A 14,881-nucleotide genomic window follows, 5' to 3' on the forward strand; every position below is an offset into this window, starting at 1 on the left:
CATGGCTAAATTAACTAAACGTCAAAAAGCTATTGCAGCTGCTGTAGAAGCTAACAAAGTTTATTCTTTGGAAGATGCTGTACAAGTATTAACTAGCCTTCCTGCTGTTAAATTCAAAGAATCTTTGGATGTTTCAGTAAACCTAGGTGTTGATCCTCGTAAATCAGACCAAGTTGTTCGTGGCGCGACTACACTTCCTGCAGGTACTGGTAAAACTGTACGTGTTGCTGTGTTTGCTCAAGGTGCTGCTGCTGAAGCTGCTAAAGCTGAAGGCGCTGACATCGTTGGTTTTGATGATCTTGCTGAAAGCATTCAAGCGGGTAACCTTGACTTCGACGTAGTAATTGCTGCTCCAGATGCAATGCGCGTTGTAGGTAAGTTGGGTACTATCCTTGGTCCACGTGGCTTAATGCCAAACCCTAAAGTGGGTACTGTAACTCCTGACGTAGCTGGCGCTGTTAAAAACGCTAAAGCTGGTCAAGCACGTTACCGTGTAGACAAAGCTGGTATTATCCATGCTGCGATTGGTCAAGTAGGTTTCTCTGCTGAAGCTATTCGTTCAAACCTTGAAGCTCTTGTAGCTGACCTTAAGAAAGCAAAACCTGCTACTTCTAAAGGTGTTTACATCAAAAAGATCACATTAAGCTCAACTATGGGTCCTGGTCTTACTGTTGATGTAGCAAGCGTTTCTAAATAAGTTTCGACTTATTAAAGAATTTTAAAGCCCTGAGTAAAAATCAAAACGCTGTTTTGATTTTTACGCAAGACATGCTCCGTCGTATCTTGCAAAACTTAGGCAAACTTTGAATTGATAAATATTTGTTTATCAGCGTCAAAGACCTCAGGCGAGGGGAGTTTACTTCCTTCTTAATATCTCAGCCTGCGTAGACGCGGTGGTGTGATTTGTTCATCCTCCGCGTGTAAGTTCAGAAATGAACTTACGAATTGGGAGTGTACTTCGCGTAAGTACATAAATCACCGTTAGGAGGTTTTACAATGGCTCTTCTTATCGAAGGCAAAAAACAGATCGTTGCTGAAGTAGCTGAAGTTGCTTCTACAGCGTTTGCTGCTGTTGTTGCTGACTACCAAGGTTTAACTGTAGAGCAATTAACTACTCTACGTGTTGAAGCTCGTAAACTAGGTGTTGCTACACGTGTTGTACGTAATACTTTAGCTAAACGTGCTCTTCAAGATACGCAATTCACTATCTTGAATGAAACTCTTGTTGGCCCAACAATCTTAGCTTTCTCGACTTCTGAAGATGACATGGGTGCTGCTGCACGTTTGTTCGAAGAATTCGCGAAAACTAATAAAGCATTTGAACTTAAAGCTGCTGCATTTGACGGCAAACTTTATCAAGGTGCAGAAGTTAGCGTTATCGCAAACCTTCCAAACCAAGAGAAAGCGCTTACTATGCTTGCAAACGTTCTTCAAGCTCCTATTTCGAAATTGGGTCGCTTACTTACAGCGCTTCAAGAGAAAAACGAGTCAGAAGCTGCATAAGCTCAAACTTAAACACACATCATTCAATACCCATTTGGAGTTACTCTCATGGCTTTAACAAACGAAGAAATCCTAAACGCAGTTGCTGAAAAAACTGTTCTTGAACTTGTTGAACTTATTTCTGCATTCGAAGAAAAATTCAACGTATCTGCTGCTGCTGTAGCTGTAGCTGCTGGTCCTGCTGCTGCTGCTGCTGAAGAGCAATCAGAATTCAACGTTGAGTTGACTTCTTTTGGTGCTAACAAAGTAGCTGTAATTAAAGCAGTTCGTGAAGTTACTGGTCTTGGCTTGAAAGAAGCTAAAGATTTAGTTGAAGGCGCTCCTTCAGTTCTTAAAGAAGCTGTTTCTAAAGAAGAAGCTGAAGAACTTAAGAAAAAACTTGAAGAAACTGGTGCTACAATTACTGTTAAGTAATTTTGCCAGGGGGCAAATTTTAATTTGACCCCAAAAATTGGCTGATGGCTCTTGGGTCATCAGCCTTTTTGCGTTACAATAATCGGCTCGATTTTTGTTATCTTGGTGTAAAAAGCGCCAATATTTATAATAATTGATGAAGATCAAATGCTTACCAATATTTTTCCATGTTAGAAAATATTGTTAAGCGTTTTAATACCACTGAAAATTGCAGCATTTGAACAAAGTGGTGGTCATATCGACCTGCGTAATTCCTTCTAAATCCGTTCTGCAGGCGGGTTTAGTTTACTTTCCGAGGACTCCAGATGGCATACTCATATACCGAAAAGAAACGGATCCGTAAGAATTTTGGTAAATTGCCTAGCGTTATGGATGCTCCGTACTTGCTCGCGATTCAAGTCGACTCGTACAGAACGTTCCTTCAAGACGGCAAAACTCCAAAAAACCGCGAAGATATCGGTCTCCAAGCCGCATTTCGTTCAGTTTTTCCTATAGAAAGTTATTCTGGCAATGCTGCTTTAGAATTTGTTGAGTATAGTCTTGGTAAGCCTGAGTTTGATGTTCGCGAGTGTATTCTTCGTGGCTCAACTTATGCAGCACCAATGCGCGTTAAAATTCGTTTGATCCTTAAAGATCGCGAAACAAAATCTATTAAAGATGTGCGTGAGCAAGAAGTGTACATGGGTGAAATGCCACTCATGACAGATAACGGTACTTTCGTTATTAACGGTACTGAGCGTGTAATTGTATCTCAATTACATCGTTCACCAGGCGTATTCTTCGATCACGATAAAGGCAAAACGCACTCAAGCGGTAAAGTTCTTTATTCTGCTCGTATTATTCCTTACCGTGGTTCATGGTTAGATTTCGAGTTCGATGCAAAAGATTTAGTCTTTGTACGTATTGACCGTCGTCGTAAATTATTAGCAACTGTTGTACTTCGTGCTTTAGGTTATAAAGATGAACAGATCTTAGATTTATTCTTTGAAAAAGTTCCTGTATACCTAGACATGGGTAGCTACCAAATTGACCTTGTACCTGAACGCCTGCGTGGTGAAATGGCTCAATTCGACATTCTTGATGCTGACGGCAAAGCGATTGTTGAACAAGGTAAACGTATTAATGCACGTCATGTTCGTCAAATGGAAGCAGCTGGTTTAACGAAGCTTTCAGTTCCTGATGAATACTTGTACGAGCGTATTACTGCTGAAAACATCACTTTACGTGATGGCGATGTTATTGCTGCAAACACAGTATTGAGCCATGAAATCATGGTTAAGCTTGCAGAAGGCGGCGTGAAGCAGTTCAATATTCTGTTCACAAATGATATCGACCGTGGTTCATTCATTGCAGACTCTCTACGTGCTGATACGACTACAAGTCGTGAAGAAGCGCTTGTAGAAATCTACAAAGTAATGCGTCCGGGCGAGCCACCAACAAAAGAAGCTGCTGAAAACTTATTCAATAACTTGTTCTTCTCTTCTGAACGTTATGACTTATCTCCTGTAGGTCGTATGAAGTTCAACCGTCGTTTAGGTCGTCCTTACGAAGTTGGTACAGATCAGAAGTCACGTGAAGTTGAAGGTATTTTATCGAACGAAGATATCACTGATGTTTTAAAAACATTAATTGAAATTCGTAACGGTAAAGGCGAAGTCGACGACATTGATCACTTGGGTAACCGTCGTGTTCGTTCTGTTGGTGAAATGACAGAAAACCAATTCCGTGTTGGTCTAGTTCGTGTTGAACGTGCTGTTAAAGAGCGTTTAAGCCAAGCTGAAACTGATAACTTATCTCCGCAAGATTTAATCAATGCGAAGCCAGTTGCTGCTGCAATCAAAGAATTCTTTGGTTCAAGCCAGTTGTCTCAGTTCATGGACCAAAACAACCCATTATCTGAAATCACGCATAAACGTCGTGTATCGGCTCTTGGTCCCGGCGGTTTGACTCGTGAGCGTGCAGGCTTTGAAGTACGTGACGTACATCAAACTCACTACGGTCGCGTATGTCCAATTGAAACTCCGGAAGGTCCAAACATTGGTTTGATCAACTCGCTTTCTGTTTATGCGAAGTGTAATAACTTTGGTTTCTTAGAAACACCATACCGTAAAGTTGTTGATGGCCGTGTAACTTTAGATATCGAATACTTATCTGCAATTGAAGAAGTAGGCACTGTAATTGCACAGGCCGATTCTGCAGTTGATGCTGATGGTAACTTATTAGAAGAAGTTGTATCTGTACGTCATCAAGGTGACTTCGTACGTATGCCTCCTGAAAAAGTAACGCATATGGATGTATCTGCTCAGCAGGTTGTATCTGTAGCTGCGTCACTTATTCCGTTCCTTGAACACGATGATGCCAACCGTGCATTGATGGGTTCAAACATGCAACGTCAGGCTGTTCCTACGTTAATCGCTGACAAACCACTCGTAGGTACGGGTATGGAAGCGAACGTAGCACATGACTCTGGTGTGTGTGTAATCGCGAACCGTGGTGGTCGTATTGAATACGTAGATGCTTCTCGTGTTGTTATTCGTGTAAACGAAGAAGAGATGATTGCTGGTGAAGCTGGTGTAGATATCTACAACCTCATCAAATACACACGTTCGAACCAAAATACTTGTATCAACCAAAAAGTTCTTGTGAACATGGGCGATAAAGTAGGTCGTGGTGATGTATTAGCTGATGGTCCATCGACTGATGGCGGTGAATTGGCTCTTGGTCAAAACATGCGTGTGGCGTTCATGACTTGGAACGGTTACAACTATGAAGACTCGATCTTACTTTCTGAACGTGTTCTTCAAGAAGATCGTTTAACTTCGATTCATATTCAAGAATTGTCATGTGTTGCTCGTGATACTAAGTTAGGTGCAGAAGAAATTACTGCCGATATTCCTAACGTAGGTGAAGCTGCGCTGTCTAAACTTGATGAATCAGGTATTGTTTATATCGGTGCTGAAGTTGCTGCTGGTGACATCCTTGTAGGTAAAGTAACACCTAAAGGTGAAACGCAGTTAACACCTGAAGAAAAATTGCTTCGCGCAATCTTCGGTGAAAAAGCTGCTGATGTTAAAGACTCATCTTTACGCGTATCTTCAAGCGTTAAAGGTACAGTTATTGACGTTCAAGTGTTTACGCGTGATGGTCTTGAAAAAGATGATCGTGCTCAAGCAATTGAAAAAGCACAGCTTGATGCTTACCGTAAAGATTTGAAAGAAGAATTCAAAATCTTTGAAGAAGCGGCTCGTGAACGTATCATTCGTTTATTGAAAGGTCAAGAATCGAACGGTGGTGGTACAACTAAACGTGGCGACAAACTTGCTGAAGATATGTTGTCTAGTTTAGAGCTTGTTGATTTGTTGGATATCCAACCAGTTGATGAAGCAATCGCAGAACGTTTAACTCAAATTCAGGTGTTCTTGAAAGAGAAGAGCCATGAAATTGATGAGAAATTTGCAGAGAAAAAACGCAAACTTTCTACAGGTGATGAACTTACAACTGGCGTATTAAAAGTTGTTAAAGTTTACTTAGCTGTTAAACGTCGCATCCAACCGGGTGACAAAATGGCGGGTCGTCATGGTAACAAAGGTGTTGTTTCAAACATCCTACCAGTAGAAGATATGCCACACGATGCAAATGGTGTTCCAGTTGATATCGTACTTAACCCGCTAGGTGTACCTTCACGTATGAACGTGGGTCAGATTCTAGAAACTCACTTGGGTATGGCTGCTCGTGGTCTTGGCGAAAAAATCGACAAGATGATGCAAGAGCAACGTACAATCATGGAGCTTCGTGAATTCTTAGATAAGATTTACAACAAAGTTGGTGGCGAGCAAGAAGATCTTGATAGCTTAACTGACCAAGAAGTTCTAGCACTTTCTAAGAACTTGCGTAAAGGTGTTCCTTTAGCAACACCTGTATTTGATGGTGCTGATGAAAGTCAAATCAAAGAGTTATTAGAACTTGCGGGCATTTCACGTACTGGTCAAACAGTATTGTATGATGGACGTACAGGTGAGCGTTTTGACCGTCCTGTAACTGTTGGTTACATGTACATGTTGAAACTGAACCACTTGGTAGACGACAAAATGCATGCGCGTTCTACTGGTTCTTACTCTCTAGTTACGCAACAGCCGCTTGGTGGTAAAGCACAATTCGGTGGTCAGCGTTTCGGTGAGATGGAAGTTTGGGCACTTGAAGCATACGGTGCAGCTTACACGCTACAAGAAATGCTTACAGTTAAGTCGGATGACGTTGAAGGTCGTACTCGTATCTACAAGAACATTGTAGATGGAAACCATTATATGGATCCGGGTATGCCAGAATCGTTCAACGTATTGACCAAAGAGATCCGTTCTTTAGGTATCAACATTGAACTGAAAAATGGTGACTAATTAGTTCCATTTAATCCCCCCAACCCCCTTTGAGAAAGGGGGAGTTCCCACTCGAAAGGGTAGGAGCTTCCCTCCTTAGAAAAAGGAGGGATTGAGGGAGGATTACTCAGTTAAAAAACAATATTTGTGACCCAGTTGTTGAGTGAAAATCTCCACAACACACGGAGAAAAAAATTGAAAGACTTGCTCGATATCATGCGCAAAAAGACGGATTCAGACGGTCATGCTCCTGTAGAGTTTGATCGCATCCGTATTGGTCTTGCGTCACCAGAAATGATTAAGTCATGGTCTCATGGTGAAGTTAAAAAGCCTGAAACTATTAACTATCGTACGTTCAAACCAGAACGTGATGGTTTGTTCTGTTCCAAAATTTTTGGTCCAGTAAAAGATTATGAATGCTTGTGTGGTAAATACAAGCGTATGAAATACAAAGGCGTCATTTGTGAAAAATGTGGCGTTGAAGTAACAACTGCGAAAGTTCGTCGTGAGCGTATGGGTCACATCGAATTGGCTTCTCCAGTTGCTCATATTTGGTTCTTAAAATCATTACCAAGCCGTATTGGTTTGTTACTTGATATGACATTACGTGATATTGAACGCGTATTGTATTTCGAATCATATGTAGTAACTGACCCAGGTATGACTCCATTCGAGAAATACCAACTTCTTAACGATGAAGAATACTTCAATGCGTTAGAAGAACACGGTGATGAATTCACTGCGAAAATGGGTGCAGAAGCGATTCAAGATTTGTTGAAAGACATCGATCTTGAAAACGAAATTTCACGTTTACGTGAAGAAATTCCGACTACAACTTCAGAAACGAAGCTTAAAAAAGCATCTAAACGTTTGAAGTTGATGGAAGCGTTTAAAGAGTCGAACAACAAACCAGAATGGATGGTGTTAACTGTACTTCCAGTTCTTCCACCAGATCTTCGTCCGTTGGTTCCTCTTGAAGGTGGTCGCTTCGCGACTTCTGACTTGAACGATCTTTATCGTCGTGTGATTAACCGTAACAACCGTTTGAAACGTCTTCTTGATCTTTCAGCTCCTGATATTATCGTACGTAACGAAAAACGTATGTTACAAGAGTCTGTAGATGCATTATTAGATAACGGTCGTCGTGGTCGTGCAATTACTGGTTCGAACAAACGTCCTCTTAAGTCTTTGGCAGATATGATCAAAGGTAAACAAGGTCGTTTCCGTCAAAACTTACTTGGTAAGCGTGTTGACTATTCTGGTCGTTCGGTAATTACAGTTGGTCCTACTTTACGTTTACACCAATGTGGTCTTCCTAAGAAAATGGCGCTTGAATTATTCAAACCATTTATCTTTGCGAAACTACAAGCATCTGGTCAAGCAACAACCATTAAAGCTGCGAAGAAAATGGTTGAGCGCGAAACTCCAGAAGTTTGGGACGTTCTAGCATCAGTTATTCGTCAACATCCAGTGATGTTGAACCGTGCGCCAACACTTCACCGTTTAGGTCTTCAAGCATTTGAACCTATTCTAATTGAAGGTAAAGCGATCCGTCTTCACCCGTTAGTATGTGCTGCGTTTAACGCCGACTTCGACGGTGACCAAATGGCGGTACACGTACCTTTAACAATCGAAGCTCAATTAGAAGCTCGTGCGTTAATGATGTCTACAAACAACATCTTGTCTCCAGCGAACGGTGAGCCAATCATCGTACCTTCTCAAGACGTTGTCTTGGGCTTGTATTACATCACTCGTGATGCAATCAATGCCAAAGGTGAAGGCATGGTGTTTGCAGATACTCACGAAGTAAACCGTGCATTAGCAACAGGTCAAGTTGATTTACACGCTCGCGTTAAAGCACGTGTACACCAAACTGTTATTGATGAAGATGGTAACCGTGAGCATCAAACGATTATTGTTGATACAACACCAGGTCGTTGCTTACTTTGGGAAGTTGTTCCTGAAGGTATGGATTTCCAACAAATTAACCTTGAAATGACGAAAAAGAACATTTCTAAGTTAATTAACTCTTGTTACCGTAAATTAGGTCTTAAAGATACAGTTATCTTTGCTGACCAATTGATGTACTTGGGCTTCCGTCAAGCGACTCGTTCAGGCGTTTCTGTTGGTATGGAAGACATGTTAATTCCGCCAAACAAAGAAGCGATTATTGCGAAATCTGAAGCTGAAGTTCGTGAAATCGAACAACAGTTTGAACAAGGTTTCGTAACTGCTGGTGAACGTTATAACAAAGTTGTCGATATTTGGGCGCGTACAAACGACCAAGTAGCGAAAGCGATGATGGATAACTTATCTTTCACAACTGTTAAAAACAAACAGGGTGAAGATGAGAAGCAAAAATCATTCAACTCAATCTACATGATGTCTGACTCGGGTGCCCGTGGTTCGGCAGCTCAGATTCGTCAGCTTGCTGGTATGCGTGGTTTGATGGCTAAGCCAGATGGCTCGATCATTGAAACGCCTATTAAAGCGAACTTCCGTGAAGGTTTGACAGTACTTCAGTACTTCATTTCAACACACGGTGCACGTAAAGGTTTGGCAGATACAGCACTTAAAACAGCAAACTCGGGTTACTTAACTCGTCGTCTAGTAGACGTAGCGCAAGACTTAGTAATTACTGAGCCTGATTGCGGTACTTTAGGCGGTCTTGTAATGACTCCGTTCATTCAAGGTGGTGATGTAATTGAGAACTTAGGTTCTCGAGTGCTAGGTCGTGTTGTTGCTGAAGATGTGAAGAAAGCAGGTTCTGATGAAGTTCTTCTTCCACGTAACACGCTTATCGACGAGAAAATTGCAGCATTCCTAGAAGACGCTGGTGTCGATGAAGTTAAAGTACGTTCAGTTGTTGCTTGTGAATCTACATTCGGTGTTTGTGCGAAATGTTATGGTCGTGACCTAGCTCGCGGTCACTTGGTAAACCCAGGTGAATCTGTGGGTGTAATGGCTGCTCAATCAATTGGTGAGCCAGGTACACAGTTAACAATGCGTACATTCCACGTTGGTGGTGCTGCGAGCCGAACTTCTGCTGCAAACAGCGTACAAGTTCGTAACAAAGGTGCAGTACGTTTCCACAATGTGAAAACAGTACAACACGCAAAAGGTCACTTGGTTTCAACTTCACGTTCAGGTGAAATTGGTATTGCCGATGATTTAGGTCGTGAACGTGAACGCTATAAAATTCCTTACGGTGCGTCAATCTTGTTGAAAGATGGCGAAACTGTAGAAGCTGGCGGTATCGTTGCAACTTGGGATCCGCATACACATCCACTTGTTACAGAAGTTGCTGGTAAAGTTCGCTTTAGCCAAATTTCTGACGGTGTGACAGTTACATCTAAAACTGATGATGCAACAGGTATGACAACAATCGAAATCTTACCAGTGACTTCACGTCCTGCGTCAGGTAAAGATTTACGTCCTGCAGTTGTATTAGACATGGTTGATGGTGCTGAACAGTTCTACTTCTTACCACAAAACACGATTCTTTCTGTCCGTGATGGCGAAACAATTGGTGTGGGTGACGTAATTGGTCGTGTTCCACAAGAAACTTCACGTACACGTGATATTACCGGTGGTCTTCCGCGCGTAGCGGATTTATTCGAAGCACGTAAACCGAAAGAACATGCAATTCTTGCTGAAATTTCGGGTGTTGTAAGCTTCGGTAAAGAGACTAAAGGTAAGAACCGTCTTGTGATTACTCCGGATGATGGTTCTGAGATTTACGAAGAACTTATTCCGAAATGGCGTACCATGAACGTGTTCGAAGGCGAACATGTAAACCGTGGTGAAACTGTTTCTGATGGTCCACAGAATCCGCATGACATCTTACGCTTGAAAGGCGAAGTGGCGTTGACTAACTACATCGTGAACGAAGTTCAAGACGTTTACCGTCTACAAGGTGTAAAAATCAACGACAAACATATTGAAGTGATTGTTCGTCAAATGTTGCGTAAAGTTGACATTACTGATGGCGGTGATACAAGCTTCATCAAAGGTGAACAAGTTGAGTACATCCGTATGGTTGCTGAAAACCAAGCGGTTCTTGCACAAAACAAATTCCCTGCGAAATATGAACGTCAATTGATGGGTATCACAAAAGCATCGCTTTCTACTGACTCGTTCATCTCTGCTGCATCGTTCCAGGAAACAACTCGTGTGTTAACTGAAGCTGCTGTAACAGGTAAAGAAGATGATTTACGTGGCTTGAAAGAGAACGTTGTTGTGGGTCGTTTGATCCCAGCGGGTACTGGTCTTGCTTACCACTTAGAACGTCGTCGTCAAGAATCTGAAGCTGCTGAATTTGAGCTTGTAAATGATTTCTCTGATGTAGACCAAGCTTTAAGCCAAGCATTTAACGAAGAGTTTTAATTCAACGTTAAATGATTGAATTAAAAGGCGCCTTAGGGCGCCTTTTTTATATCTAAAATAAACACTTTTAAAAATACGTTATTTTTCATATATTAAATAAGCAAAAGATCATTACAATTAATTGAGGGATTAAACATGAAATTAAATAAAACAATTTTAGGCTTAGCTGTTTTGAGTTTATCAACATTTACAATGGCAGCACCTATGCCACATACAATTACTGTTGAAGATAAAGCTGTGGTTCCCGTGCTTAAAACAGAAGTGATTCGCAAAGTTGCAGGTCAAAATGCAACACGCCATGTAGAAGCAACAATTTTTGAGGTAACAAATAAAGGAAAAGATGTTATTGCACGTGAAGTTGAATTTAATGATGATCAGCAACAATTTTCAGATAAACAATTATCTATTCCTGTCATAAAAAAAGGAGGTGTGATTGTACCTACTTCAAAAATTGAACTGAATAAGACGCTAAAGCAAGATGGAAAAATAATTTCACAAACCAAGAATATAGATGCAGAAGGCATTGAATTCAAAAAAGATCAATTGCAGCCCGTGAAACGTACTTTGAAGTTGAATGAAGCAAATGGTGTTGATACAAACAAAAAAGTATCTCATGTTGTGACAACAGAAAATGGTGAAAAAACACGTGATCTTCTCATTATTAATGAAAACCCATAAAGCGAAAAGAAAAGCATTAGCGTATTTTTGATAGAATATTTTGAACTTAGAAGTAAGCAAGTTTAATTTACATTAATCTATTAAATTGTTGTTTAAAAAATGGCTAATATAAATTAAACATACAGGAGAAATATCATGAAAAAAATATTAACGATGACTGGTGTAGTCGCTGTTTCAGCACTAATGTTAGCTGGTTGTGAAAATATGAGCACAAACCAACAGCGTATTGGAGCTGCTGCTTTAGGTGGTGCTGTCGGTGGTGGTGTTGGTAATAAAGTGGGTGGAGGTCTTGGTTCTGCTGCAGGTGCAGGTGCGGGCGCTGCTATTGGTAGTAAAACGCAAAATGGCTCAAATAAAAATGCAACTTACAGTGGTGTGGGTGGTGCTGTAGGTGCCATTTTAGGTAAAGAAATTTTAGGTGGTAATTCTGGTGCTGCGATTGGTGGTGCGCTAGGCGGTGGTGCTGGTGCTGCAGTTGAGCAAAAGAAAAAATAAGTATTTATTGCATCCGTAAATACGTAAAAAAAGCGCAATTCCTGCGCTTTTTTTATAAATGGAAATCTCTAAATATCATCTTGATCTCTTTTAATTTTAAAAAAATTTAACATTACATTTAGTCTGATAATTGATATTCATTAAAATATTATCTTTTTAATAAAATTCATTCTCTATATTTTAAAGAAACAAAGTAGCAAGCGGATAACTGGAGCAAATTTAATACAAAACTCTGATAAAATGCCTTTTTTTCACAATTACTACTTACTATGTTTGCAATTCTTGCTGCCATCACAGTCATGTTTGGACTGTCATTGGCTCGTGTTCCTGTGGTATTCGCATTAATTATTGGTGCTGTCACAGGCGGTCTATTGGCTGGACTTGGTATCCATGGAACGATTGAAGCCTTTAATAGTGGCTTAGGTAATGGCGCTCAAATTGCACTCGCATATGGTGTATTGGGAGCTTTTGCTTTAGCTCTGGCGCGTTCAGGTTTACCAGATCTTCTTGCTTATAAACTCATTACAGCCCTAAAAGGGAATAGTGATGTGAAAGCACAAAATCGTGTGAAATACACCATTTTTGCTACAGTTGCACTTGCTGCTGTATGTTCACAAAACGTTATTCCCGTCCATATTGCTTTTATTCCTGTTCTTATTCCACCACTACTTAGCGTATTTAATCATCTTAAGCTAGATCGTCGTTTAATTGCTTGCGTGCTGACTTTTGGTTTAGTTGGGACATATATGTTAGTACCTTTTGGATTTGGTGCGATTTTCCTCAATGATATTCTGGGGCAAAACATCAATACATTTGGTAAGCCATATGGTTTCCATATTTCATATGACCAAATTCCTCATGCAATGGCTATTCCAGTATTAGGCATGTTTGTGGGATTACTCATTGCTGTATTTTTTAGTTACCGCAAACCAAGAGAATATTCAGAATTAAGCGTTAAATCTTCACAACATTCTATTTCTAATAGCGTACAAAGTGATGAAAACGGTAAACCTCTTGTTGCTAAATTTACGCTAATTATGGCGGCAATAGCCATTGTGATGACGCTTTTCGTGCAAGTAATTTCTGATTCCATGATTTTAGCTGGACTTGTGGGTGTTGCCATTTTAAGTTGCGCAGGCATTTTTAAATGGAAAGAAGCAGATGATGTCATTATTAGTGGTATGCGTATGATGGCATTGGTTGGCTTCATTATGATTTCAGCACAAGGCTTTGCATCTGTTATTGAGGCGACAAATCAAGTTCCTGCATTGGTTCAAGCATCTGTTCAGTGGATTGGTGATAGTCAAGGTTTAGCTGCATTTTGGATGTTGTTAATTGGATTATTAATTACATTAGGTATTGGTTCATCATTTTCGACCGTGCCAATTCTTGCCATTATTTATGTACCTTTATGCTTACAATTCGGTTTTAGTCCAATGGCAACCATTGCTCTTATTGGTACCGCAGCAGCATTGGGTGATGCAGGTTCTCCAGCATCAGACTCAACATTAGGACCGACTTCTGGCTTGAATATGGATGGTCAACATGACCATATGAGAGACAGTGTAGTCCCAACATTCATTCACTATAATATCCCACTGATGATTTTTGGTTGGATTGCAGCAATGGTTTTATAATCTAATTTTGCTAAATATATTAGAAAATAATATGTATTTATTTCTGATAAGTTTAGTAGGATTAAAATAAAATTAACCAGATTAATAAGGTTGGTATTAAAACCAACCTTATTGGTTAGATTTAAATAAATATCTTTAAAAAACATAATCTTAAAAATATGTTAAACGTTAATGAAATAATAGCTATTGCATAATATTAATACTCATGTTTATTATAATATTATTCATAACAAGGGTATTTTAAAAATGCTAAAACAAGTTGCTCTTATTGCATTAATGGGTATGTCAGCTTCTGCAATGGCTGGTCAATGGCAAGTTAAAGTCGGTGGCTCTGTAATTGCTCCTACTCAAGATTCAGATATTCTTGGTGGTGCAGTAACAGTTGAAGCTAAAAATGAAGGTGCATTTACGCCATCTGTAGAATATTTCTTTAATGATAATTTCTCTACAGAATTATTGTTGGCTACTCCAATTAGCCATGATGTAACTGCTCGTGGAGCGGTAAATGGTGGTGTTAAAGTTAAACATCTACCTCCAACTTTAACTGCAAAATATCACTTCAAAAACTCTACAGGTTTTACTCCATATGTAGGTGTTGGTGTTACAGCATTTATTCCTTGGGATGAAAAAACTTCTGGTGGTTTGACTGACGCTAAAGTTAAAGAAGATTATGGTTATGCTGCTCAAGTTGGTGTGAACTTCCAACCAGCTGATGCAAAAAACTGGGGTGTATTCTTTGATGTACGTTATGCAGATTTGAATCCTGAAGTAACGGTAAATCAAAATGTTAATTTCAAATTAGACATTGATCCAATTATCTACACTGCAGGTTATAGCTACAAGTTCTAATTTTTTAGACATGTAGAATAAGAAAAACCCCATCTTTGATGGGGTTTTTTATTGCAAATAGAAAACAAAAATAATGTAGATATATATTGAATAGATAAATATAAACTTCTAATGTGAGGCTCATAATATAAATAAAGATTAGTGAAATAATGAAAAAAATCATTCAAGGTATATTCATCATTGCTTGTATGTTTACAGTTAAATCATATGCAGCAAGTTTTGATTGCTCACGTGCAACTACCCAGACAGAACATACAATTTGTGAGAACTTAGATGTAAATGATGCAGATGTCCGCATGGCAACATCTTATAAAATTGTAAATAAGTTAATGCCAATGGGAACTCGGTCTGCTATTCGAGATGAGCAAGTCAAATGGTTAGCAATGCGTGACCGTTGTGGTACAGGGGTTTCTTGTTTGAAAGAAGTTTATAAAATGCGTCAACAGCAACTCGATATATATTTGCAGCGTGTTTATAAACAGGGACCTTTCTAAATTTTTTTAAAAACGACTATTGAAAAATGTTGATCTTGCTCCAATTCATTAT

General features: G+C 39.8%; 10 protein-coding genes. All 10 read left to right on the top strand.

The window, feature by feature from the left end; translation table 11 throughout:
- Nucleotide 1 precedes the first annotated feature (1 nt).
- The 10 genes from rplA to GTK57_RS07325 all read left to right on the top strand — a co-directional run bounded on the left by rplA (nucleotide 2) and on the right by GTK57_RS07325 (nucleotide 14,829).
- Nucleotides 2-697 (top strand): 50S ribosomal protein L1, encoded by a 696-nt coding sequence (gene rplA, locus GTK57_RS07280; protein WP_152875428.1) that lies wholly within the window; start codon nucleotides 2-4, stop codon nucleotides 695-697.
- Nucleotides 698-996: 299 nt separating this feature from the next.
- Complete coding sequence (rplJ, locus tag GTK57_RS07285) at nucleotides 997-1,503, top strand: 50S ribosomal protein L10 (RefSeq protein ID WP_152875430.1); 507 nt, start codon at nucleotides 997-999, stop codon at nucleotides 1,501-1,503.
- A gap of 48 nt (nucleotides 1,504-1,551) precedes the next feature.
- Nucleotides 1,552-1,917 (top strand): 50S ribosomal protein L7/L12, encoded by a 366-nt coding sequence (gene rplL, locus GTK57_RS07290; protein WP_067669559.1) that lies wholly within the window; start codon nucleotides 1,552-1,554, stop codon nucleotides 1,915-1,917.
- A 305-nt stretch (nucleotides 1,918-2,222) separates the two neighbouring features.
- Entirely contained in the window at nucleotides 2,223-6,311 is a 4,089-nt protein-coding gene (gene rpoB, locus GTK57_RS07295) for a DNA-directed RNA polymerase subunit beta (RefSeq protein ID WP_152875432.1), read from the top strand.
- A 174-nt stretch (nucleotides 6,312-6,485) separates the two neighbouring features.
- The gene (gene rpoC / locus GTK57_RS07300) at nucleotides 6,486-10,676 is read left to right on the top strand and encodes a DNA-directed RNA polymerase subunit beta' (RefSeq protein WP_152875434.1); all 4,191 of its coding nucleotides are present in this window, start codon (nucleotides 6,486-6,488) and stop codon (nucleotides 10,674-10,676) included.
- Between the two features lie 135 nt (nucleotides 10,677-10,811).
- On the top strand, nucleotides 10,812-11,354 hold the full coding sequence (locus GTK57_RS07305; protein WP_152875436.1) for a hypothetical protein: 543 nt from the start codon (nucleotides 10,812-10,814) through the stop codon (nucleotides 11,352-11,354).
- A gap of 135 nt (nucleotides 11,355-11,489) precedes the next feature.
- Nucleotides 11,490-11,849 carry a DNA transfer protein p32 gene (locus GTK57_RS07310; RefSeq protein ID WP_152875438.1) on the top strand — a complete coding sequence of 120 codons (360 nt, stop codon included), beginning with the start codon at nucleotides 11,490-11,492 and terminating at the stop codon, nucleotides 11,847-11,849.
- 269 nt (nucleotides 11,850-12,118) lie between these two features.
- Nucleotides 12,119-13,486, top strand: coding sequence for a Na+/H+ antiporter family protein (locus tag GTK57_RS07315; RefSeq protein WP_152875440.1), 1,368 nt, complete (start codon nucleotides 12,119-12,121; stop codon nucleotides 13,484-13,486).
- A 246-nt stretch (nucleotides 13,487-13,732) separates the two neighbouring features.
- Nucleotides 13,733-14,335 carry an OmpW/AlkL family protein gene (locus GTK57_RS07320; protein ID WP_163122184.1) on the top strand — a complete coding sequence of 201 codons (603 nt, stop codon included), beginning with the start codon at nucleotides 13,733-13,735 and terminating at the stop codon, nucleotides 14,333-14,335.
- Nucleotides 14,336-14,484: 149 nt separating this feature from the next.
- On the top strand, nucleotides 14,485-14,829 hold the full coding sequence (locus GTK57_RS07325) for a lysozyme inhibitor LprI family protein (RefSeq protein ID WP_152873305.1): 345 nt from the start codon (nucleotides 14,485-14,487) through the stop codon (nucleotides 14,827-14,829).
- Nucleotides 14,830-14,881 lie beyond the last annotated feature (52 nt).

It is taken from the genome of Acinetobacter portensis (assembly GCF_010646905.1).
GTDB classification, from domain to species: Bacteria; Pseudomonadota; Gammaproteobacteria; order Pseudomonadales; family Moraxellaceae; genus Acinetobacter; species Acinetobacter portensis.